The organism is Bradyrhizobium sp. SZCCHNS2022 (assembly GCF_032377575.1).
GTDB classification, from domain to species: Bacteria; Pseudomonadota; Alphaproteobacteria; order Rhizobiales; family Xanthobacteraceae; genus Bradyrhizobium; species Bradyrhizobium aeschynomenes.
In genome coordinates this window covers 3,403,634-3,426,193 of sequence record NZ_JAUHHZ010000001.1, presented here as the reverse complement: position 1 = coordinate 3,426,193, position 22,560 = coordinate 3,403,634, and the positions used below count along the sequence as shown (strand labels likewise).

The window sequence follows — 22,560 nt, the reverse complement described above, 5'->3', positions numbered from 1 at the left end:
CCGTTCCGCCATTGCCTTCCGTCGAGCTCGTTGTTGTTTCATCCTGTTTGGCACAGCCGCCGGCATTGATCAATCAACGCCGCGGCCGCGGCTCCCGCATGCGCATTGCGGAATATCGGCTTGCCTCCGGGGTCCTCAGACTCCAGACTGCAACCAACGACCGGGAGGAAGCCATGAACCGTAAGCTCGTTTTGGCGGTGCTCGTCTCGACATGCGCTGCGGGGTTGCCGTCGGCTCGTGCCGAAACCGCCATCTTGAAGTCCGAGCTCAAGGCCGCCAACGAGGTCCCGCCGAATGCGAGCGCCGCGTCCGGCACGGCCGAAGCGAGCTTCGACACCACCACCAAGACGTTGATCTGGACGATCACCTTCTCCGGCCTGAGCGGCCCGCCGATCGGCGCGCATTTCCACGGACCCAGCGAGCCCGGCAAGAATGCCGGCATCGTGCTGCCGTTCAAGAGCCCGGAGTCGCCGATCACGGGGGCGTCCGCGCTCACCGAGGCACAGGCGGCGGATCTGCTCGCCGGCAAATGGTACGCCAACATCCACACCCAGGCCAATCCGGGCGGCGAGATCCGTGGACAGATGACGAAGCAGTGACCGCGGCCCTCAGGCCGCCAGCACCGGCGTCTTGGTCTGCTCCGCAGGGGCCGCGGCGCGGCGCACGTCGAGGAAGTGCTTGAAGCGATCGAGCGACATCGGCGGCGCGACCAGATAACCCTGGCCTTCCTCGACCCCGCAGGCGAGCAGCGCAGCGACCTGCTCCTGATGCTCGATGCCCTCGGCGACCACCGACATCTCCAGCTCGCGCGCCAGCGCCACCAGCATCTGCACCACGACGACGGCGGACTGGTCGCGGGTGATCGCGTCGACGAAGAACTTGTCGATCTTCAGGATGCGCGCGCCGAGCCGCTGGATGGTGGACAGGCCGCTATGGCCGATGCCGACGTCGTCGAGCGCGATGCGGAAGCCGAGATCGCTGAGCTCCTTCACGACGTCGGTCGCCTTGTCGAGATCGGCGAGCTCCTCGCGTTCGGTCACCTCGAGCACGACCTGGCGGGTCGAGACCGACGAGGATGCGACCACCTTGCGCAGATCGTCGATGAAGCCGGCGCCGAGCAGATGCCGCGGCGTGATGTTGACGGACAGCTTGAACAGCTTGTCCTGCCGCATCTCGGGCTGCAGCTCGCGCAGCGCGGTTTTCAGGATCTGCCAGGTCAGCCTTTCGATGCGGCCGGAGCTTTCGGCCAGCGGGATGAAGCTCATCGGCGGAATCAGCCGGCCGTCCGGCTTCTCCCAGCGCGCCAGCATCTCGCAGCCGATGATGTCGCCCGTCTTCAGGCTGAAGGTCGGCTGCACATAGGGCTTGAACTCATTGCCCGCGAGGGCGCGGTCGAGCTCGGCCACCGGATCGACAGGGCGGCTCAGATAGCTCGCCAGCAGCAGCCCGAACACGCCGCCGAGCATGCCCGCGGCGAGCATCGTCAGCAGATAGGACATGTCGTGGCGCGCACTGAGGCTGTACGGCCGCACATGGATGGTGGCCTGCAGCGGATAGCGATCGGACACCGTGGTGAAGGCGACGCTCTGGGTCGGCGGCTTGGACGACGCGTCGGGATGATAGCCCGCGACCTGCTCGCCATCGGGCAGCGTGAGGGTGACGTGGCTCTCGGCGCGCAGGCCGGCCGGCATCACGTCGAGCAGATTGCCGTCGATGCGCAGGATCGCCGCCAATGAGCGCTGTGCGTCGATGTCGCGCAGCACGCCGAACGCGGCGCCCGTGAACTGCGCGACGCGGAACAGCCGCAGCTGGCCGTCGGCCGACTGGAACATCTCGTCCCGCCGCGCCCAGCCATTGTCGAATTCGAGTGTCTCGGAATAGGCCGCGCAGAGCACGGACCCCTCGCGGTCGACGGTACGGATGTCCTTGACGATGGTGCCTTGGTAGACGTGCAGGCGCAGCGCCTGCAGCGCGATGGCGCTGCAATCCATCGGTCCCTTCGCGATGAGGCGATGCAGGATGGAGCCGGCGGAGTCGATCGCGGCTTCGGAGCGGCGCAGTGCCACCTTGCTGAGGTCGCTGAGCTGGCGCGCGGTCTGGTTGCCGATCAGCGCAGTCACGGCGAGATCGGCGCCGGCCAGGAAGATCCCGACACAGGCGACCACCGCCCCGACACGAAGCATGTGTTTGCGCTGCAATGCCATCGTGTCCGTGAACGCCCCCCGTGTGACCACGGAGCATCGTTCAGCCCAACCTTCAACTTTTCGTATATTCGCGACCTCGGGGCCGGCCGCAGCGGTCAGCGCAGCTGCGGCCGCCGAAAGCTGGTTAAGGAAGTGCTACCGAGGCAGCTCAGGCCGCCTTGTCGGGGGCGCTGCCCGGCACGGCGGTTTCGGCCCGCCCGGCCGACAGCAGCATCAAGGCCGCGAGCGCCGACAGGCTCAGGCTCGCCGAGACGATCAGCACGAAACGGCCGAGCGCGTCGATCAGCAGTCCGAACAGCAGCGGCGCAAAGGCCTGGCAAATCCGCGACGGCGCGCCGATCAGGCCGAGCCGGTAGGCGTAGTTGGCGGGGCCGAAGATCGCGAGCGGCAGCGTGCCGCGGGCAATCGTGAGAATGCCGTTGCCGGACCCGTGCAGCAGCGCGAAGGCCGCCGCGGCGCCGCCGCCGAACAAGCCGATCGTCAGCGCGCCGAGCGGATGGGTGATGCAGGCGAGCCGTGCCGAGGCGAGCGGATGGAAGCGGCTGAGGAAACCGGCCTCGAACACCCGTGCGGCGACCTGCGCCGGCCCGATCATCATGCCGGCGAACAACGCCTGCGCCGGCGTCGCGCCGAACGCCTCCATCAGTCGCGGCAGGTGCACGGCCATCGCCGCGGTCACGGTCCAGGCAGCCGCCATCGCGAAGGCGATCAGCACCATCGGGCGATCGAGCGGAATGTTCGGTTTGCCCGTCGGCACCTCGCCGGGCGCCATCGCATTGGCGCGGGGCAGCGACAGGTTGAGCGGCAGGCCGATCACGAGATGCGCGATCGCCCAGGCGAAGCAGGTCTCGCGCCAGCCGATCGTCGCGAGCCCCCAGGTGCTCAGCGGCCATCCGACCGTCGAGGCAAAGCCGGCGAGCAAAGTGATGCCGGTGATCGCGCCGCGGGCATCACGGCCGTAGATGCGTCCGAGCGCGCCGAACGCGGCATCATAGAGACCGAGCCCCATGCCGACGCCGAGCCACAGCCACGCGATCGCCATCACCCAAAGCGAATGCGACAGGCCGAGCAGCGCGAGCCCGATCGCCAGCACGATGTTGGAGGCGCAGAGCACCTGACGGCCGCCGACGCGATCGATCTGGCGGCCGATGCGCGGGCCGAGCAGGCCGGAGATGATCAGCGAGGCGGAGAACGCGGCGAAGAACCAGTTGTTGGAGAGGCCGAGATCCCTTGCGATCGGGTCGGCGAGGATCGCCGGCAGATAATAGCTCGATCCCCAGGCCAGGGTCTGGGCGGTGCCGAGAGCGATGACCACGCCCAGCCGTCGTGCCTGCATTCCGTTCGACCTCTCGTCAGTTCTGCGTCATGAGCAGCCGCAGCCCGTGCGCCCGGCCGCCTTGGCCTTGGCGTCGTCGGCGCAACAACTGTCTACGCCGGACGGCGGCGGTCCGCCACAGCAGCCGGACAGGGCTGCAATGCTCTCGAGCCCGCCGCGGGTGCAGACGCCGGTTTCCGGCAACTGCAGTTCGACGCGATGCGCCGCAGCCTTGTCGCCGGCGATGTCGGCCGTGATCGAGCGGACCTGCTCGTAGCCCGTCATCATCAGGAAGGTCGGCGCGCGGCCATAGCTCTTCATCCCGGCGAGATAGAGCCCGGGCTCGTCGGCCTGCGCCAGCTCGCGTGCGCCATGCGGCCGCACGGTCCCGCAGGAATGCTCGTTGGGATCGATCAGCGGCGCCAGCGCTGCCGGCGCTTCGATCGCGGGATCGAGCCGCAGCCGCAGCTCCGACAGCCATGACAGATCCGGACGGAAGCCGGTGGCGACGATCAGCTCGTCCGCGTCGATGCCGCGATCGCCGCCTGCGACGATCTGCAGTCGGCCGTCCGCATCGTTGATCTCCGTGACATGAAATCCGGTCTCGATCCGGATGCGTCCCGAGCGGACCAGCGCGGCGAACGCCATGCCGAGCTCACCGCGCGCGGCGAGCTGGTCGGCGCTGCCGCCGCCGAACGCCTTGGCCGGATCGTCGCTGCGCAGCAGCCAGATCGCCTGCGTGCCGGGGTCGTCCTCGGCAAGCGCGGCGAGGTCGATCAAGCTGCCGATGGCCGAGTGGCCGGCGCCGAGCACGGCGACGGTCCTGCCGGCGTAGCGGCTGCGCCGCGCGCCCCGGACGTCCGGCATGCCGTAGGCGATGCGCGCGGCGTGCGCGGCCTCGCCGAGCGCGGGCAGGCCGTTGCCGCCGGCCGGATTGGGCGAGAACCAGGTGCCGGAGACGTCGATCACGGCATCGGCCTGCATCGTCGCCTCGCCCTTGCCGTTCCGGTAGCGGATCTCGAACGGCGCAGCGGCGCGGCCCTTCGACTTGGCCTTGTCGAAGCCGACGCGGCTGATCGCGGTCACCCGATGCGACGTCTTGATGACGTCGCGCAGGGCCGTGCGGGTCGCCAGCGGCGCGAGATAGGAGTCGATCAGCTCACGCCCGGTCGGATAGACCTCCGGCTCGGGCGAATTCCACCCGGTGGCGGCGAGTAGCCGCGCCGCCGCCGTATCGACGTTGTATCGCCATGGCGAGAACAGCTGCACGTGCTGCCACTGCCGCACCGCATGCGCGGCCTCGGGCCCGGCTTCCAGCACGACCGGGCGCAGGCCGCGCTCCAGCGCATGCGCCGCGGCCGCGAGTCCGACCGGGCCGGCGCCGATGATCGCGACCGTCTTGGTGCTCGTCCTGGCTTCCGTCATCACGCACCTCCCATGCTTCTAGAATTATCGAATTAAAGGCCAAGAGAATCATGCGGCCGGCCGCGCCGTGCCGCAGCCTTGCTCCTCGGCACAGCATTCCGAGACCAGAAACCCGAGCAACGACCGCATCACGTCGTATTCGGCATGGCAGACCAGCGTCGTGCCCTCGCGCAGCTGCGAGATCAGCCCGACCGCGACCAGCGCCTTGACGTGATGCGACAGCGTGGAGGCCGGAATCTTCAGCCGCTCCTGCAGCCGTCCGACCGGCATCCCGGCATGCCCGGCGCGCACCAGCGCGCGGTAGATCTTCAGGCGCGTGGTGTTGCCGAGGGCTTCCAGGCGGGCGGCGGCGTCGTCGAGCTTCATGGGGTGCAGGATGCGGCGGAGGGCAACCGGAGTCAATCGATATTTCTAGTATCTTCGAAATAAGAAAGGGAGCTGCGGGAAGCTTCGGGCAGGCGCTGCACGGCTATCTCAGCCGGTAGCCGGCATGGCAGCCGACGCAGGCGGCCATGGTCTCCGCCAGCGCCGCCAGCGCGGGCTTGAACTCGCCGGTCACGCCGGCGTTCTGCGCCGCGATGGCGAAGCGGCTTGCCGCCTTGTGCATGGCCGTGCCGGCCTCCTGCATGCCCTGCGGCATGAATCTGGCCACCTCGGCCGCGCCGTGCAGCCGCAGCGAGGTCATGCCGAGGCGCTGCTCGGCGATGCGGCCGGCTCCATCCATGTCGCCCGCCGCAAGCGCCTCGTTGATCTGCTGCAGCGCCAGCAGATGGTCACGCATGTTGGTGAGCGTGTGCTCGGCGAGCTCGGGCGGGAAGGCCACGCGCTCGCGCGTGTCGGCGGGAAGCGCTCCACCATGGCTGCCGTGGTCGTGGTGGCCGTGATGCTGCGCCGTGGCGATGCCAGCGGACGCAACCAAGGCCAGCGTAATGGCGGCAAGACGCAGGCGCATGAGAACCTTCCATGTGATTGATCGCGTGATGTCCTCTCTAGACCTCCCGGCCGGGCAGCGCATATGATCCTGATCATATGCCGACGACCGACCATTCCCCATCCGACGGCGCGCGTCCGCTCGACTGGCGCCGCCTCGCGGTTCTGTCGCCATTGCTCGCCGCGATGCCCGCGGCTACCAGGGTGCGGACGCGTCGCATCGAGGTGCCACGCCAGGGCGTGGTGTTCTGTCGGGGTGATCGCCCGCGGGCAATGTATTTCGTGCTGATGGGCGAGGTGAGATTGCTGCGCCGCTCGCGCGCCGGCGACGACATCATCCTGCAGCGGGCGCGGCAGGGCTTTCTCGCCGAGGCCAGCCTCGATCAGTCATCATATCATTGCGACGCCGTCGCAGCGCAGGATTCAGCACTGCTCGCGATCGACCGCCAGGCGTTCGCCGACGCGCTGCGCCGCCCGGAGATCCGGGACAAATGGAGCGACCATCTCGCCCGCGAGCTCCGCCAGGTCCGCGCGCAGTCGGAGCGGCTCAGCCTCAAGACCGCCCGCGAGCGGATCGTGCACTTCATCGAGACCGAAGGCGAGGGCGGCGAGCTCGCGCTCGACCGCTCGAAGAAGGACTGGGCCGCTGAGCTCGGCATCACCCACGAAGCGCTCTATCGCGCGCTGGCACGCATGGCGCAGACTGGCGAGCTTGTCATCAGCGGCGCGCGCCTGCGCTTGTGCTGAGTGGATCAGCCGGATCATCGTTCGCGTCGGCATCGGACAATCCGACTCGCGGCCTTGACGTGCAGATTATATATCGATAATTCTGGATATATGGAAAACGAGAGCGCAGTTCTGGCCCTGGCGGCACTGGCGCAGCCGACGCGGCTGCAGGCCTTCCGCACCCTGGTGCAGCACGAGCCCGAAGGGCTGCCCGCTGGCGAGCTCGCGCGCCTGCTCGAAGTGCCGCAGAACACGTTGTCGGCGCACTTGTCGGTGCTGGCGCGCGCCGGTCTCGTCAGCTCGATCAGGTACAGCCGCTCGATCGTCTATCGGGCCGACCTGGTGCAATTCCGGGAGGTCGCGCTGTTCCTGCTGCAGGACTGTTGCGGCGGCCGCCCCGAGGTCTGCGCGCCCGTCATCGAGAGCCTCACCCCATGCTGTCCGCCGAAGCGGAAGGAGAAGACCCGTGTCTGATCGCATCTACAACGTGCTGTTCCTGTGCACCGGAAATTCGGCTCGTTCGATCCTCGCCGAGTCGATCCTGCGCAAGGACGGCGCCGGCCGCTTCCGCGCCTTCTCCGCCGGCAGCACGCCGAAGGGCGCGGTGCACCCGTTGGCGCTCGCGCTGCTCGCGCGCATGGACTATCCGGCCGACGATCTCAGCTCGAAGAGCTGGAGCGAATTTGCCGTGGCGGGCGCGCCGGTCATGGATTTCGTGTTCACGGTCTGTGACAACGCGGCCGGCGAGGCCTGCCCGATCTGGCCGGGGCAGCCGATGACCGCGCATTGGGGGATCGAGGATCCGGCGGCGGCCGAAGGCACGGAGCTCGAGAAGCTCGCCGCGTTCACCACCGCCTTCCGCTATCTGAAAAACCGCATCGATGCCTTCATCAACCTGCCGCTGGACCGGATCGATGCGCTGTCGCTCGGCACGCGGCTGCGCGAGATCGGGGCAGGCGAGGGCGCGACGTCGTTCCGCTCCGACGTGGCCTGACCGATGACCGTCTTCGAGCGCTATCTGACGGTCTGGGTGCTGCTCTGCATCGTCGTGGGCATCGGTCTCGGCCATCTCATGCCTGGATTGTTCGCGGTCGTCGCATCGGCCGAGGTCGCCCGGGTCAATCTGCCGGTGGCGGCGCTGATCTGGCTGATGATCATTCCGATGCTGCTGAAGATCGATTTCGCCGCGCTCGGCGGCGTCAGGGCGCATTGGCGCGGCATCGGCGTCACCTTGTTCGTGAACTGGGCGGTCAAGCCGTTTTCCATGGCCTTGCTCGGCAGCATCTTCATCGGCCACGTGTTTGCGCCGCTGCTCCCCGCAGGGCAGCTGTCGTCCTACGTCGCCGGCCTCATCCTGCTGGCTGCCGCACCTTGCACGGCGATGGTGTTCGTGTGGTCCAACCTCTGCGAGGGCGAGCCGCACTACACGCTGAGCCAGGTCGCGCTCAACGACGTCATCATGGTGTTTCTGTTCGCCCCGCTCGTCGGCCTGCTGCTCGGCGTCGCCTCGATCTCGGTGCCCTGGACCACGCTGCTGCTGTCGGTGCTGCTCTACATCGTGGTGCCGGTGATCGTGTCGCAGCTCCTGCGTCGGGCGTTGCTGCGCGCCAAGGGCGGCGCCTTCGAGCGCACCCTGCGCGTGCTGCAGCCGGTGTCGCTCGTGGCGCTGCTGGCGACGCTCGTGCTGCTGTTCGGCTTCCAGGGCGAGCAGATCCTGAAGCAGCCGGTCGTGATCGCGATCCTCGCCGTGCCGATCCTGATCCAGGTCTATCTCAATGCGGGCATCGCCTATTGGCTGAGCCGCCGGCTCGGCGTCGCCTGGTGCGTGGCCGCGCCCGCGGCCCTGATCGGCGCCAGCAATTTCTTCGAGCTGGCGGTCGCCGCCGCCATCAGCCTGTTCGGGCTCGACTCCGGCGCCGCGCTGGCAACCGTCGTCGGCGTTCTCGTCGAGGTCCCCGTGATGCTGTCGGTGGTGCGCATCGTCAAGGCGAGTCGCGACTGGTACGAAGCGGGACTGCCGGCCTGAGCCCGTCGTGCGACGCGCGGCGCGGCGATCGGCATCACCGCCGCGGCTCGTCCTGCTCGTCGTCGTCGCCTTCGCGCTCCCGGCGGGACGGCTCGTAGCTCAGCAGCCGGCCGTCGGCGCGCTCGGCCAGCGCCGCAAGCTGCACCAGATGCGATGCGGCCCCGTCATGGATGCGGGCCACCGGCACCGGCTCCGGCGCCGTCTCCCGGCTCGCCTGCGCCACCGCGAGAATGCCACCGAGCCCCGCCAGCAAGGTTGCCAGCATCACCGTTCTACGCATGCCTATACTCCGAACTCGCTTGCGCCGGCCTGCTCGCGCGACGCCTGCATGAGAGCATGTCGCAACCGCGCTGACGGCATCCCGTCGCGCGGCGTCAGCGAATTGTCAGCTTGGCTCGGGCAGGATACGGCGATATGCGAGTCTCCACCCCCGCATTCGGTCCGAGCGCAATTCCGACACCGGAAGTTCAAACTAAAACCCTCAGCGGTTTCCTAGCATTTGCGAATGCCCCGCAATCCGAAACCGGCGCGACGAATGAACGCCAGCTTCGACAATCAGAGCGCCAGGTCCAGGGAAGATCATGCATTTGCCTCAAATCGGACGGTTCATGCGCGTCACGTCGCTGGCGATGCTGATCTCGACGGCGGCGTCGGCGGCGACCGATGCGCGCGAGGATGATCGCGAGCGCCGCGATGCGGTGCGCCACGCCGTGGAGGCGGGCGACGTGCTGCCGCTGTCGCAGATCCTGCCGAGGTTGCGCGGCCGGATCGCGGGTGATGTAACGGGGATCGACATCGAGCGTCAGCGCGGCCGCTGGCGCTATGAGTTTCGGGTGATCGGGCGCGACGGCCGTGTGCTCGAAGTCTATGTCGATGCGCGCAGCGGAGAGATCGAGCGGATCGACCAAAAGTAGGATGAGTAGATGCGTGTGCTGCTGGTCGAGGACGATCCGCGGCTGTCGTCCGACCTGTCGCGGACGCTGCTGGCGGCCGGGTATCTGGTCGAGAGCTCCGACGATGGCGAGCAGGCCTGGTTTCTCGGCGACACCGAGGACTATGGCGCCGTGATCCTCGACCTCGGCCTGCCCGGCATGGACGGCCTGTCGGTGCTCAAGCGCTGGCGCAGCGCCGGGCGCCACATGCCGGTGCTGATCCTGACCGCGCGGGCGAGCTGGGCCGAGCGGGTCGACGGCATCGACGCCGGCGCCGACGACTATCTGCCGAAGCCGTTTCGCAACGAGGAGCTGCTGGCGCGGCTGCGCGCGATCGTCAGGCGCTCCGCCGGCCATGCCGCCCCGGTGCTCTCGTCGGGCGACCTGACGCTCGACGAGCGGCAGATGAAGGTCAGCCTGTCCGGCGTGCCGGTGGCGCTGTCGCAGCTCGAATACCGGCTGATCGCCTATCTGCTGCGGCAGAGCGGCCGCGTGGTGCCGCAGCATGAGCTTGAGGAGAACGTCTACGGCCTCGGCCACGATCACGATTCCAACGCGCTCGAGGTGCTGATCCGGCGCGTGCGCAAGAAGCTCGGCGCCGACATCATCGAGACCCGCCGCGGCTTCGGCTACATGATTGCGGAGACGGTCGAGTGAGGCTGGGCTCGCTGCGGCTGCGGCTGGTGGCAGCGGGCACCATCGCGCTGCTGGTCGCGCTCGGCGTCGCCGGCTTCGGCATGGTCGTGTTGTTCGAGCGGCATGTCGCGCGCACGCTCGCTGCCGATCTCGACGTGCATCTGCGGCAATTGCTGAACGGCCTCGAGGTGGATCCCGAGGGGCGCATCGTCGTGTCGCGATCGCCGGCCGATCCCCGCTTCGTCGTGCCCCTGTCGGGCCTGTACTGGCAGATCTCGGACGATCACGGCCAGCTGCTCCGCTCGCGCTCGCTGTGGGACACGATCCTGCCGCTTCCGATCGACGAGCCCGGACCCAGCGACGTGCATCAGCACGAGCTTGCCGGTCCCGACGGCGTCCGCGTGCTGGTCGCCGAGCGCAGCATCGTGATGAATCCGGGCAGCCAGATCCGCGTGCGGGCCGCCGTCGCCTATGATCTCGACGGTGCCACCAGCGCGGTGCGCGCCTTCGCCAAGGATCTGTCGATCGCGCTTGCCGTGCTTGCAACCATCCTCGCGGTCGGTACGACCGTTCAGGTCAATCTCGGCCTCCGTCCGCTGGCGGTGCTGCGCCGGGGCGTCGCCGAGATCCGCGGCGGCAAGCGTCAGCACCTCCCCGTCGAGGTGCCGACCGAAGTGGCCCCGCTGGTCGAGGAGGTCAACGCGCTGCTGGACGCGCAGAGCCGCGAGATCCTGCGCTCGCGCAGCCGCGCGGCCGATCTCGCGCACGGCTTCAAGACGCCGCTCGCCGCGCTCACCGCGGACGCCGCGCGGCTCAAGGAGCTCGGCCAGCTGGAGCTGGCGCGCAATGTCGAGGACGTCGCGGAGGCCATGAGCCGGCAGGTCGATCGCGAGCTGGCTCTGGCGCGGCTGCGCGGCAAGGTGCGCGGCGCGCCGGAGGCGGCCACCGAGCTGGCGCCGCTGGTGGAGGCGCTGCTCGGCACGCTCGGCCGCACGCCGGCCGCGGCGCATGTCAGCTTCGACGGCGAGGTGCCCGCGGGCTTGCGGGTCGCCATGGACCGCACCGATCTTGCCGAGGTGCTCGGCAATCTCCTGGAGAATGCCGCGCGCCACGCGGCGAGCACGGTGCGCATCGTCGCGCGCGCGACCCCGCTCAGCATGGTGGTCGAGGATGACGGTCCGGGCATTCCGGCAGCGCAGATCGGCCGCGTGCTCGAGCGCGGCGGCCGCCTGGACGAGCAGGGGCCGGGCAGCGGCCTCGGCCTCGCGATCGTGCAGGACGTGCTCGAAGCCTATGGCTGGCGGCTGCAGATCGGCAGCTCCGAGCTCGGCGGGGCGAAGATCACGATCGGGCCGGCGATGGCGCAGGCCCCGGCGATGGTAGCGGAAGGTCGGCGCTCGCCGGCACGCGACACCAGGGAGACGCGTTCCATCCTGACAGCGGGCTGACGGCCGACGTCAGCAGCGCGACGCCCGGCATCAGCTATCTGCTTCGGCCATGCCGCCCCTGCGCCGGACCGCCGGCAGCGAGGGCTCCCACGTCCGAAGGATGCTGTCTCATGCGTATTCGAAACTCCGCCAAGACCTATGGCTCGATCGCAATCGGCCTGCACTGGATCGTCGCCGTGCTGGTGCCCGCGGCCTGGATCTCGGGCCATCTCGGCGACATGCTGCCGCGCAACGCCCACGACGTGGGTCTGATGATGCACGCCTCGCTCGGGCTGTCGATGCTCGGCTTCGCGCTGGCGCGCCTGGCCTGGCGCCTGGCCGATCCGCCGCCGGTCCCCGAGGTGACGAAGTTCGGATCATGGACCGTTCATGCCGGCGAGATCGTGCATCTGCTGATCTACGGCATCATGTTCGCCATTCCGGTCCTCGGCATCCTCACCCAGTTCGCCCGCGGCTACGGCTTGCCGGTGTTCGGCCTGTTCGAGATCGCCTCGCCCTGGGTCGGCGACCGCGGCTTCGCCCACGACATGAAGGAGATGCACGAGGCGCTGGCCAACGGCCTGATGATCCTGATCGCCCTGCATGCCGGCGCTGCGCTGCTGCATCACTACTGGCTGCACGACCGGACCTTGAAGCGCATGGTGCCGGGGCTGCGGTGAGCGCTGCCGTCATCCCGGCCTGCTAAAAGGCCTCCGTCGCTCACGCCATCGGAGGCCGCCATGCCGGCAACGCCGCACATCGAAAAGCATTTCACCGCGTCGGAGGTCGTCCGCGATGTCGTCATCGGCATGGCCGACGGCCTCACCGTGCCGTTCGCGCTCGCCGCGGGTCTGTCGGCGGCGGTCGCCAAGACCGACGTGATCGTCACGGCCGGCCTCGCCGAGGTCGTCGCCGGCGCGATCGCGATGGGACTCGGCGGCTACCTCGCCGCCCGCTCCGACGCCGAGCATTACGCCGCCGAGGAGAAGCGGGAGCACGACGAGATCGAGCACCTGCGTGGCCGCGAGGTCGAGGAGGTTGCGGCGATCTTCCGCGGCTACGGTCTCGAGGGCCAGGCCCTGACGACCGTGGTCGACGCCATCGCGTCCGATCGCCAGCGCTGGGTCGACTTCATGATGCGCTTCGAGCTCGGCCTCGAACGCCCGGATTCGAAACGCGCGCCGATCAGCGCCGGGACCATCGGCGGCTCCTACGTGATCGGCGGCCTGATCCCGCTGATCCCCTACATGCTGGCGCCCGACATCTCGTCCGCGCTCCGCATCTCCGTGGTCGCGACCGGCATCGCTCTCTTGATCTTCGGCGCCATCAAGGGCCACTTTACCGGCGTCAACAAGATCAAGTCGGCGCTGCAGACCGCCCTCGTCGGCGGCCTCGCCGCCGGCGCTGCCTTCTGGCTGGCGCATCTGTTCGGGTGAGGGTGGGACGGGATTGCAGTCGAGGCCATTCGGAAGAAGGTCACCGGGCCGGTCATTATCCGCGTCACCGGAGCCCGTAGGGTTGGCAAAGAGGCGCACGCGGCAACGCCGCGTCGCATCGTGACCACCGTGCGTTTCGGGCGGCGGCATTGGTGGTCATGCGCGACCTGACGGCAGGGCGTGCCACCTCAACGCAAGCATCAAGAATGGTGGCACGCTGGATCAACGAGCACGGTGTCGTCCCGGCGAACGCCGGGACCCATAACCCCACGGAGTGGTTTGGGGCAGGCGCGTCGGCGCGGACGTGGGCACGCGCCGCCTGTGCGTCGCTTGGCCCACCTACGGCAGCGTCGTCTGAGACCATGCGTCAGCCTTGAACCAGCATAGCTCAGCTCTAGGCGAGAATCTGACGTTACTTCCATCCAATTGGCCGTTGCAGGGAGGTATGGTAGTCGGTTTGCGTGAGCAAGACCTTGACCCCGACCAAAGCAAGAGACCTCGCGATCCGCCTCGCATCGGTTCGCCCTGACGAAGCGCTAAGCGTCGCAAGGGGGATAGAGGCGCCTTGGTTCAAGTGTCAGGCGTTGTCTCACGTCGCACGCCATTGGCCCGATGAAACGTATAGCCGCCTCCTTGAAGAGGCGATTCTGGCAGCCGACTGTCAGGAGGAGATTTTCAATCGTGTAGCCGTCTCGGCATGGCCGATTAGGGCATACCTTGAGCGCGGCAACCTGCCGCCCGCCAAAGAACTTCTTTTAAAGTATGTCGCTGCCTCTGGCGCCATTGAAAACATGGGGAGTCGTTCAGAGGCGCTGTTTTCCATATTTCAGGCGTCGAAGCCGTTCGACACCGGGTTATGGCGCCCTGTATTTTGGGCTTTGGTGGCAGCAGCGGAGCCTGCTCTTTCCTGGCGTCAGCTTAGAAACCTGAAGCACGCCGTCGCAATGGTTGCCTCCGATAACGATGAGTTGCTGCATCAGGTATTTGAGAAGCTTTCTGAAGCGAAAAATCTTTCGACCGTGAGACGCTACCTCGGCCAACATATCAAGCAGCAGCCGCGCTCCTATTTCTAGGTCATGAGCCGCCGAAGTTAGCTGCGATCGCCTGCTTTCCGCGGAGCAAGAGAGGGTCACCCGACGACGCGGAGACCGAAACCCGCCGCGCCCGCAGATCAAGCCCGCGTGGAAGTGGCCGTGCCGGCTGACCCTTTCGGATTGGTCGGCCTCGTGCCATGATGGGCGATGATACGCGCGCTTCTCCTCATGACTTCGATCACGGTGCTTGCCACCGCTCCAGCCGCGGCCCAGCGGTTCGATGGCAATGATCCGGTGTGCCTCCAGACCTGGGAGTGGGGCGGGTCCAGCACGGTCTCGTGCCAATACAGGTCGTGGGACGCGTGTCGAGCGGCGGCTGCAAGCCTTTCGGCCATGTGCTCGCCGAACCCTGATGTGCAACGCCCGCCGGAACGAAGCCGCCGTTTGCGTCCCCGATAGGCGCCATAGGGCTGGCGAAAAGGCGCACGCGGCACCGCCGCGTCGCATCGTGCCCGCCGCACGTCATCCGACGGGACGACGATGGTAGGCTGCCGGCCTCTCCCCCCGCGTCATTCCGGGGCATCGCGAAGCGATGAGCCCGGAATCCATAACCCCGGACGCCGATGGAGCGCGAGCCGCTCGCCACGAGCATCTCGGCCCTCATGGGTATCGTGAGTATGGATTCCGGGCTCGCGCTACGCGCGCCCCGGAATGACGATGCGGGGAGAGAGGGGGTCACCATGCGGTTCGGGCGGTGTTGATGGTGGTTACGCGCCGCTCGTGGTGTCGCCTGGCTCCGTGAGGCAGCCGGCCTCTCTCCCCGCGTCATTCCGGGGCATCGCGAAGCGATGAGCCCGGAATCCATAACCCCGGACGCCGATGGAGCGCGAGCCGCTCGCCACGAGCATCTCGGCCCTCATGGGTATCGTGAGTATGGATTCCGGGCTCGCGCTACGCGCGCCCCGGAATGACGATGCGGGGAGAGAGGGGGTCACCATGCGGTTCGGGCGGTGTTGATGGTGGTTACGCGCCGCTCGTGGTGTCGCCTGGCTCCGTGAGGCAGCCGGCCTCTCTCCCCGCGTCATTCCGGGGCATCGCGAAGCGATGAGCCCGGAATCCATAACCCCGGACGCCGATGGAGCGCGAGCCGCTCGCCACGAGCATCTCGGCCCTCATGGGTATCGTGAGTATGGATTCCGGGCTCGCGCTACGCGCGCCCCGGAATGACGATGCGGGGAGAGAGGGGGTCACCATGCGGTTCGGGCGGTGTTGATGGTGGTTACGCGCCGCTCGTGGTGTCGCCTGGCTCCGTGAGGCAGCCGGCCTCTCTCCCCGCGTCATTCCGGGGCATCGCGAAGCGATGAGCCCGGAATCCATAACCCCGGACGCCGATGGAGCGCGAGCCGCTCGCCACGAGCATCTCGGCCCTCATGGGTATCGTGAGGATGGATTCCGGGCTCGCGCTGACGCGCTCGGCCAAGCGAGGCGTGGATGGATGATTCCGTGAAAAATAAATCTGTTGCGGTTTTTCGGAATTCATGCTTCATTGCCGTCATCCCGTGCTCCTCGAGAGGGGCGCTTCGCGATCGTCACGGAACGTTGGGCGCGGGATGCGGTGGCCGCAGGATGCCGCAGCGTGGGGAGACTCGCGCGGACGAACGGCAGCTTGCGGACGCGAAGTCGCGTGGTCCTGGCGCCCCGACGCTGGCGCTAAGTCCAGTGGTGATGATCCGCTGGGCGACGGTGGCTAACAAGCCGGTACACCGGGGAGATCGCGAAGTAAGCGTGAAAACCATCGCGCGGGGAATGCCGGGATGTCTCGGCTGAACCTGTGGTGACTGCCGCCTGCTTTTTTTCTTGCAGGCGGGCCATGGGTTGCGGCCAGCGCCCGGCATTCCCCGTGCCCTCTGCCTGATCCGAGGGCAACACAATGGACATCACTCGGGCGTAACACGCCGCGAGACCGTCGATTCATGCCTTGAGCACGGTTCTGAGCCTTCTGCGGCGCGAGCGCGGGAACCATATTCTGCAGCCGCGGTTAGCACCCATGCAGGAGGAAGCCCAATGCGCCGCCCCAAAATTCAGCCCATCCGCAACAAGCTCGATCTCAGCGATCGGGTTCAGGTCCGCATCGTCACGCGACGGCTTCGCGTCACGCCGGCGGAGCTGACCGAGATCGTCGGCCGCATCGGCAACTCCATCGCCGCGATATCGAAGGAAGTCCATCAGCAGCGTGGCAGCAAGCCGTCTGTCTCTGCCGATGTGCCGGATGCCGCGGTCATTGCGGCAAGGGAGACGGTCGCCGCCGAGGCCGTCGCAACGTCCGAGACACGCTAGACAGAGTAAGCGGGCAGGGGGCAGTTATGGATCAGTTCACCGACAGGGCCGACGCCCTGACGCAGGCGGCGTTCAGCCTGCGCAAGGCCAAGATCAGCGAAGGCCGGCCGTTTCCGCTCGGCGCCACCTGGGACGGTCTGGGCGTCAATTTTGCGATCTTTTCCGCGCACGCGACCAAGGTCGAGCTGTGCCTGTTCGACGAAACCGGCGAGACCGAGCTCGAAAGGATCGAGCTTCCCGAATACACCGACGAGGTCTGGCACGGCTATCTGCCGACGGCACGTCCGGGCACGGTGTACGGCTATCGCGTGCACGGGCCCTATGAGCCCGACGTTGGGCACCGGTTCAATCCGAACAAGCTCGTGATCGACCCCTATGCCAAGCAGCTCGTCGGCAACCTGCGCTGGGGTCCGGAACTGTTCGGCTATCAGCTCGATCACGCCGACAAGGACCTGTCGTTCGACGACCGCGACAGTGCGCCCTTGATGCTGAAGTGCCGGGTCATCGACCCCGCCTTCACCTGGGGCACCTCGCGCAAGCCTGAAATTCCGTGGGAGCGGACCATCTTCTACGAGATGCACGTCAAGGGCTTCACCAAGCTGCATCCGATGGTGCCCGAAGCCGACCGCGGCACCTTCGCCGGTCTCGCGCATCAGGACATTCCGGCCTATCTGCGCTCCCTCGGCATCACCTCGGCCGAGCTGTTGCCGATCCACGCCTTCATCGACGACAGCTATCTGATCGAAAAAGGCCTGCGCAACTACTGGGGCTACAATTCCATCGGGTTCTTTGCGCCGGAGCCGCGCTATCTGAAGACGCCGCTCGCGACCGAATTCAAGACCATGGTCAATCAGTTCCACGCCAACGGCATCGAGGTCATTCTCGACGTGGTCTACAACCACACCGCCGAAGGCAACGAGCTCGGCCCGACCCTGTCGTTCAAGGGCATCGACAATGCCAGCTACTACCGGCTGATGCCCGACCAGAAGCGCTACTACATCAACGACACCGGCACCGGCAACACCGTGAACCTGTCGCACCAGCGCGTGCTGCAGCTGGTCGCCGATTCCCTGCGCTACTGGGCGACCGAGATGCGGGTCGACGGCTTCCGCTTCGACCTCGCCACCATCCTGGCGCGCGAGCCCTATGGCTTCGACGAAGGCGGCAGCTTCCTGGACGCCTGCCGTCAGGATCCGGTGCTGAACAGCGTCAAGCTGATCGCCGAGCCCTGGGACATCGGCCCGGGCGGCTACCAGGTCGGCCAGTTTCCGCCGGGCTGGGCGGAGTGGAACGACAAATTCCGTGACACCGCGCGTGCGTTCTGGAAGGGGGACGGCGGCACGTTGGCCGACTTCGCCAAGCGCATCTCCGGCTCGGGTGATCTGTTCAACAAGCGCGGCCGCCGGCCGTGGGCGAGCGTGAACTTCATCACCGCCCATGACGGCTTCAATCTCAACGACCTCGTCTCCTATAACGAGAAGCACAACGAGGCCAATGGCGAGGACAATCGCGACGGCCACAGCAACAACCACTCCTGGAATTGCGGCGTCGAGGGGCCGACCGACGATCCCGAGATCACTGCGTTGCGCGAGCGCCAGAAGCGCAATCTGCTGGCCACGATGCTGCTGTCGCATGGCACGCCGATGCTGCTCGCCGGCGACGAGTTCGGCCATAGCCAGAACGGCAGCAACAACGCCTATGCGCAGGACAACGAGACCACCTGGCTCGACTGGATGGGCATCTCGCCGCAGGGCAGGGCGTTGCGCGAGTTCACCCGCAAGCTGATCGCGATGCGCAAGGCGTTCCCCATTCTCTATCGCAGCCGCTTTCTGGTCGGCTCTCACAACGAGGAGCTCGACGTCAAGGACGTCACCTGGCTCGATCCCTCGGGCGAGGAGATGGCGACCGAGCAGTGGACCGACGATCACGCCCGCTGCTTCGGCATGCTGCTCGACGGTCGCGCCCAGGAGACCGGCGTGAAGCGGCGCGGCTCAGATGCGACGCTGCTGCTGGTCTACAACGCCCATTTCGACGTGGTGAACTTCACGCTGCCCGCGGTGCCCGAAGGTCATAATTGGCTGGCGCTGCTCGACACCAATCAGCCGGATGCGCAGCCGCAGTCGTTTCCGTTCGGCCACGTCTATGCCGTGACGGGGCGATCGCTGCTCGCCTTCGGCCTGTCCTCGGAGCAACAGCCGATGCGCGGCTTGCGCCACGGCCTGGGCGCGCTGCTCGACGTCGCGGAGGCGCCGCTGCAGGGATAGAGGGATTTTTTGGGGGACCACAGTTGGGTGATGAGTGGCGGCAACCGTGCCTGTGGCCGTCCTTCGAGACGCGCGCCGAGCGGCGCGCTCCTCAGGACGAGGGCGGTGATTGCGGCATCAGGGTTGTGAGCGCGGCAACAGCCTTACCCCTCTCCATGAACACGCTTTTGGCGTGTTCATGGTCCGGTGTGCAGCGCCCTCGGCGCTTGACCCTCATGGTGAGGAGCGCGCCCGCTTGGCGCGCGTCTCGAACCATGAGGCCGAGATATCGGCGCGTCAGCCGTTCCTGGCGTGCTGCGTGGATTGCTCCACGTCACGCGCCACGGGCGTATTTCGCCAGCCTCGCGTCGAGTACGCCGAGCATGGCCTCGCGCGCCGGGTCGCGCGAGCCGCGCAGCCAGGCCGCCGCCAGCGGCAGCCGGCCGGCGCTGCTGCCGCGCTTCAGCCGCAGCGGCACGAAGCGGACGCCGGACACCGCCAGCCGCGCCGTCCAGCGCGGTACGATGGCGATGCCCAGGCGAGCCGCGACGAGATGCACGATGGTCTGCTTCTCGTCGGCGAACTGCGCCACGTCGGGCGACAGTCCGGCCTGCGCGAACAGCTTCATCGTGAGGTCATGGCTGTGCGGACGCGACCGCCTGTCCGGCACGATCAGCGGCTGGCCGGCGATGTCAGCCAGCGAGACCGAGGCGCGCGCCGCCAGCCGGTGCCGCTGCGGCAGCGCCACCACGGCGCTCTCGCTGAGCAAGGCGCGGAATTCGAGCCGCGGGTCGGTGCGTTCGGGCGGCCTGATGAAAGCAAGATCGAGCGCACCGGAGAGAATCTTCGGCAGCAGCCGGATCGTCTTGTCCTCCGTGAGCTGCACCGCGATCTCCGGATGTCCCTCGCGAAAATCGTGCAGCAGCTGCGGCAGGAGGCCGGCGGCGGCGCTGTCGATGGCGCCGACCCGCAGCCGCTGTGCCTTCGCGCCTCGGGCGCGGCGGCGGAAGCTGGTCTCCACGGACTCCACGCGGGCCAGGATCACGCGGGCGTCGCGCAACAGCGCCGTGCCGTGCTCGGTCAGCGCCACCGCGCGGGTGGTACGGGCGAACAAGGGTGTCGCGAGGTCGTCCTCCAGCAGCTTGATCTGCCGCCCGAGCGCCGAGGGCAGCATCTGCAGCCGCTGCGCCGCCTTGCCGAAATGCAGCTCCTCGGCGGCGGCGACGAAGCAGCGGAGCTGGTGCAATTCCATGAAGCAGATCCCGTGAGGCGACGATCGGATTATATCATTTTTTTGTATAATGATGCGAGCATTGAAGATCTCCCATACCGCCGCCTACGGTGCTCCGATCAATCAAACGGATCGGGGAGGTGACGATGGCCGGAGAGCTGGAAACACGCGTGCTGCGCAAGATCACGTGGCGTATCGTCCCCTTCATCATGCTGCTCTACTTCGTGGCCTTCATCGATCGCGTCAATGTCGGCTTCGCCGCGCTCACCATGAACAAGGACATCGGTCTGTCGGCCTCGGCCTATGGCTTCGGCGCCGGCATCTTCTTCTGGGGCTACTTTCTGTTCGAGGTTCCCTCCAACCTCGCGCTCGACAGATTTGGCGCCAGGATATGGATTGCACGGGTGATGATCACCTGGGGACTCGTCTCCGGCGCGATGGCCTTCGTGCAGGGGCCGATGAGCTTCTATGTGCTGCGCTTCCTGCTCGGTGCGGCGGAGGCCGGCTTCTTTCCCGGCATCATCCTCTATCTGTCCTACTGGTTTCCGCTGCGTCAGCGCGCCGCCGTCACCGCGCTGTTCATGGCCGCCGCGCCGCTGTCGACCGTGCTCGGATCGCCGCTCTCCGGTGCGCTGCTGGAGATGGACGGAATCCTTGGCTTCAAAGGCTGGCAATGGCTGTTCCTGATCGAGGCGCTGCCGGCGGTGCTACTCGGCTTCGTCGTCCTCGCTTACATGACCGATCGCCCGGAGCAGGCGCGCTGGCTCGCCGACGACGAGCGCGACTGGCTGGTGCGCACCATGAATGCCGAGGTGGCGAGCAAGGCGGCCACCGCCGGCCACAGCATCTGGCGCGGCCTTGCCGACATCCGCGTGCTGGCGCTCGCGCTGGTCTATTTCGGCACCTCGGCCGGTCTGTATACGCTCGGCGTCTGGGCGCCGCAGATCATCAAGCAGTTCGGCCTGTCGTCGTTCGCCGTCGGCTTTCTCAACGCGGTGCCGCCGACGATCGCAGTCGTCGTCATGATCTGGTGGGCGCGGCATTCCGACCGCACGGCCGAACGCACCTGGCATGTCGTGCTGGCCTGCGTGGTTGCCGCCGTCGGTCTCTGGCTGGCCGGGCTTTCGACCAGCGTCGCCGCGGTGCTCGCCGCTCTCACCTTGGTCAATGTCGGCATCTCCTCGTCGAAGCCGCCGCTGTGGAGCATGCCGACCATGTTCCTGTCCGGCTCGGCCGCTGCCGCCGGCATCGCCACCATCAACTCGATCGGCAATCTCGGCGGCTTCGTTGGTCCGGCCATGATCGGCTGGATCAAGGACCAGACCGGCAGCTTCAATGGCGGCCTCTATTTCGTCGCCGGGCTGCTGGTGATATCGGCGGTGCTGACGCTGTTGCTGTCCCGATCACACGCCGCGAAGGCGGTGCCGGCCACGCAGTCCTAACGTTCACACGGAGCTCATTCCATGCGCACTCACTCCATCGCCGCCATTCCCGCCGACGGCATCGGCCCCGAGGTCATCTCCGCCGGCGTCCGCGTGCTCGAGGCGCTCGCCAAGCGAGCGGGCGACATCAGCTTCAACGTCAAGACATTCGACTGGGGCTCGGACTACTACAAGAAGCACGGCGTGATGATGCCGGCCGACGGTCTCGCCGAGCTGAAGAACTTCGATGCGATCTATTTCGGCGCGGTCGGCGCGCCCGACGTGCCCGACCACATCACGCTGTGGGGCCTGCGGCTGCCGATCTGCCAGGGGTTCGATCAGTACGCCAATGTGCGCCCGACCAAGATCCTGCCGGGCGTCGCCTCGCCGCTGCGCAATGTCGGCGTCGGCGATCTCGACTGGGTGATCGTGCGCGAGAACTCCGAAGGCGAATATGCCGGCATGGGCGGCCGCGCGCATCGCGGGTTGCCGGAGGAGGTCGGGACGGAGGTTGCGGTGTTCACCCGCGTCGGCGTCGTCAGAATCATGCGCTATGCGTTCAAGCTCGCGCAGTCGCGGCCGCGCAAATTCCTCACCGTCGTCACCAAGTCGAACGCGCAGCGCCACGGCATGGTGATGTGGGACGAGATCGCCGCGGAAGTGGCGCGCGAATTCCCCGACGTGACCTGGGACAAGATGCTGGTCGACGCGATGACCGTGCGCATGACCCTGCAGCCGAAGAGCCTCGACACCATCGTTGCGACCAACCTGCACGCCGACATTCTCTCCGATCTCGCCGGCGCGCTCGCCGGCAGCCTCGGCGTTGCCCCGACCGGCAACATCGATCCGGAGCGGCGCTTCCCGTCGATGTTCGAGCCGATCCACGGCTCGGCGTTCGACATCACCGGCAAGGGCATCGCCAATCCCGTCGCGACGTTCTGGACGGCTGCGCAGATGCTCGATCATCTCGGCGAGAAGGACGCGGCCATCAGACTGATGGCGGCCGTGGAGAAGGTGTGTGCAGCCGGAATACTGACGCCGGATGTGGGCGGCAAGGCGACGACCAAGGAGGTGACGGACGCGGTGATCGACGCCATCCACGGCTCCAACGTCTGACGCGTGCTGCTTCCTCGCGCAATTTCGGCGTGTTCCGCCGCACACTTGCAATGGACGCTGCGGGGCGTATACCAGCGCTTCCACGGCGTCTGCGCATGACAATCACATGCGTGTCATTAAG

23 protein-coding genes are annotated in these 22,560 nt (G+C 67.3%); 16 read left to right on the top strand and 7 right to left on the bottom strand.

The features are described 5' to 3' along the window. Positions 1 to 173: 173 nt before the first annotated feature. On the top strand, positions 174 to 599 hold the full coding sequence (locus QXZ94_RS15260; protein ID WP_315721091.1) for a CHRD domain-containing protein: 426 nt from the start codon (positions 174 to 176) through the stop codon (positions 597 to 599). A gap of 9 nt (positions 600 to 608) precedes the next feature. Here the strand turns inward: QXZ94_RS15260 and QXZ94_RS15255 are convergent, their stop codons facing one another. From QXZ94_RS15255 to QXZ94_RS15235, 5 genes are all read right to left on the bottom strand, one after another. Then, entirely contained in the window at positions 609 to 2,183 is a 1,575-nt protein-coding gene (locus tag QXZ94_RS15255) for an EAL domain-containing protein (RefSeq protein ID WP_315721090.1), read from the bottom strand. A 169-nt stretch (positions 2,184 to 2,352) separates the two neighbouring features. Next, positions 2,353 to 3,540 (bottom strand): MFS transporter, encoded by a 1,188-nt coding sequence (locus QXZ94_RS15250; protein WP_172133041.1) that lies wholly within the window; start codon positions 3,538 to 3,540, stop codon positions 2,353 to 2,355. Positions 3,541 to 3,567: 27 nt separating this feature from the next. After that, positions 3,568 to 4,944, bottom strand: coding sequence for an FAD-dependent oxidoreductase (locus tag QXZ94_RS15245; RefSeq protein WP_315721089.1), 1,377 nt, complete (start codon positions 4,942 to 4,944; stop codon positions 3,568 to 3,570). 48 nt (positions 4,945 to 4,992) lie between these two features. Next, positions 4,993 to 5,310 carry an ArsR/SmtB family transcription factor gene (locus QXZ94_RS15240; RefSeq protein ID WP_172112829.1) on the bottom strand — a complete coding sequence of 106 codons (318 nt, stop codon included), beginning with the start codon at positions 5,308 to 5,310 and terminating at the stop codon, positions 4,993 to 4,995. 103 nt (positions 5,311 to 5,413) lie between these two features. After that, on the bottom strand, positions 5,414 to 5,896 hold the full coding sequence (locus tag QXZ94_RS15235; protein ID WP_315721088.1) for a hypothetical protein: 483 nt from the start codon (positions 5,894 to 5,896) through the stop codon (positions 5,414 to 5,416). A 77-nt stretch (positions 5,897 to 5,973) separates the two neighbouring features. On the opposite strand from QXZ94_RS15235, the gene QXZ94_RS15230 reads away from it, so the two are divergent. The 4 genes from QXZ94_RS15230 to arsB all read left to right on the top strand — a co-directional run bounded on the left by QXZ94_RS15230 (position 5,974) and on the right by arsB (position 8,626). Further along, positions 5,974 to 6,621 (top strand): Crp/Fnr family transcriptional regulator, encoded by a 648-nt coding sequence (locus QXZ94_RS15230; RefSeq protein WP_315721087.1) that lies wholly within the window; start codon positions 5,974 to 5,976, stop codon positions 6,619 to 6,621. 90 nt (positions 6,622 to 6,711) lie between these two features. Then, positions 6,712 to 7,074, top strand: coding sequence for an ArsR/SmtB family transcription factor (locus tag QXZ94_RS15225; RefSeq protein WP_172182586.1), 363 nt, complete (start codon positions 6,712 to 6,714; stop codon positions 7,072 to 7,074). After that, positions 7,067 to 7,594 (top strand): arsenate reductase ArsC, encoded by a 528-nt coding sequence (locus QXZ94_RS15220; protein ID WP_315721086.1) that lies wholly within the window; start codon positions 7,067 to 7,069, stop codon positions 7,592 to 7,594. Before QXZ94_RS15225 ends, QXZ94_RS15220 begins: the two co-directional genes overlap by 8 nt. Before the next feature lie 3 nt (positions 7,595 to 7,597). Continuing rightward, positions 7,598 to 8,626 carry an ACR3 family arsenite efflux transporter gene (arsB, locus tag QXZ94_RS15215; protein WP_315721085.1) on the top strand — a complete coding sequence of 343 codons (1,029 nt, stop codon included), beginning with the start codon at positions 7,598 to 7,600 and terminating at the stop codon, positions 8,624 to 8,626. Between the two features lie 34 nt (positions 8,627 to 8,660). Here arsB and QXZ94_RS15210 read toward each other — a convergent pair whose 3' ends face one another. Further along, complete coding sequence (locus tag QXZ94_RS15210) at positions 8,661 to 8,906, bottom strand: hypothetical protein (protein WP_315721084.1); 246 nt, start codon at positions 8,904 to 8,906, stop codon at positions 8,661 to 8,663. A 328-nt stretch (positions 8,907 to 9,234) separates the two neighbouring features. On the opposite strand from QXZ94_RS15210, the gene QXZ94_RS15205 reads away from it, so the two are divergent. The 9 genes from QXZ94_RS15205 (at position 9,235) to glgX (ending at position 18,692) form a co-directional block, all read left to right on the top strand. Continuing rightward, complete coding sequence (locus QXZ94_RS15205; protein ID WP_315721083.1) at positions 9,235 to 9,540, top strand: PepSY domain-containing protein; 306 nt, start codon at positions 9,235 to 9,237, stop codon at positions 9,538 to 9,540. 9 nt (positions 9,541 to 9,549) lie between these two features. Further along, a complete protein-coding gene (locus tag QXZ94_RS15200; RefSeq protein ID WP_172112796.1) occupies positions 9,550 to 10,215 on the top strand; it encodes a response regulator transcription factor in 666 nt (221 codons plus the stop codon). Next, positions 10,212 to 11,642 carry a sensor histidine kinase gene (locus QXZ94_RS15195; protein WP_315721082.1) on the top strand — a complete coding sequence of 477 codons (1,431 nt, stop codon included), beginning with the start codon at positions 10,212 to 10,214 and terminating at the stop codon, positions 11,640 to 11,642. The genes QXZ94_RS15200 and QXZ94_RS15195 overlap by 4 nt, the downstream gene beginning before the upstream one ends. Before the next feature lie 110 nt (positions 11,643 to 11,752). After that, positions 11,753 to 12,301, top strand: coding sequence for a cytochrome b (locus tag QXZ94_RS15190; RefSeq protein WP_315721081.1), 549 nt, complete (start codon positions 11,753 to 11,755; stop codon positions 12,299 to 12,301). A gap of 60 nt (positions 12,302 to 12,361) precedes the next feature. Further along, complete coding sequence (locus tag QXZ94_RS15185; protein ID WP_315721080.1) at positions 12,362 to 13,057, top strand: VIT1/CCC1 transporter family protein; 696 nt, start codon at positions 12,362 to 12,364, stop codon at positions 13,055 to 13,057. A 473-nt stretch (positions 13,058 to 13,530) separates the two neighbouring features. Next, positions 13,531 to 14,130 carry a hypothetical protein gene (locus QXZ94_RS15180; protein WP_315721079.1) on the top strand — a complete coding sequence of 200 codons (600 nt, stop codon included), beginning with the start codon at positions 13,531 to 13,533 and terminating at the stop codon, positions 14,128 to 14,130. A 168-nt stretch (positions 14,131 to 14,298) separates the two neighbouring features. Next, positions 14,299 to 14,550 (top strand): DUF3551 domain-containing protein, encoded by a 252-nt coding sequence (locus tag QXZ94_RS15175; RefSeq protein ID WP_315721078.1) that lies wholly within the window; start codon positions 14,299 to 14,301, stop codon positions 14,548 to 14,550. Positions 14,551 to 16,155: 1,605 nt separating this feature from the next. Then, positions 16,156 to 16,428, top strand: coding sequence for a DUF3606 domain-containing protein (locus tag QXZ94_RS15170; protein WP_315721077.1), 273 nt, complete (start codon positions 16,156 to 16,158; stop codon positions 16,426 to 16,428). Between the two features lie 26 nt (positions 16,429 to 16,454). After that, complete coding sequence (glgX, locus tag QXZ94_RS15165) at positions 16,455 to 18,692, top strand: glycogen debranching protein GlgX (protein WP_315721076.1); 2,238 nt, start codon at positions 16,455 to 16,457, stop codon at positions 18,690 to 18,692. A gap of 313 nt (positions 18,693 to 19,005) precedes the next feature. On the opposite strand, the gene QXZ94_RS15160 is transcribed toward glgX, so the two are convergent. Further along, positions 19,006 to 19,923: a LysR family transcriptional regulator gene (locus QXZ94_RS15160; RefSeq protein ID WP_315721075.1), complete on the bottom strand. Its 918-nt coding sequence runs from the start codon at positions 19,921 to 19,923 to the stop codon at positions 19,006 to 19,008. Positions 19,924 to 20,048: 125 nt separating this feature from the next. On the opposite strand from QXZ94_RS15160, the gene QXZ94_RS15155 reads away from it, so the two are divergent. After that, positions 20,049 to 21,344, top strand: coding sequence for an MFS transporter (locus tag QXZ94_RS15155; protein WP_315721074.1), 1,296 nt, complete (start codon positions 20,049 to 20,051; stop codon positions 21,342 to 21,344). A gap of 21 nt (positions 21,345 to 21,365) precedes the next feature. Next, positions 21,366 to 22,439 (top strand): tartrate dehydrogenase, encoded by a 1,074-nt coding sequence (locus QXZ94_RS15150; protein WP_315721073.1) that lies wholly within the window; start codon positions 21,366 to 21,368, stop codon positions 22,437 to 22,439. Positions 22,440 to 22,560 lie beyond the last annotated feature (121 nt).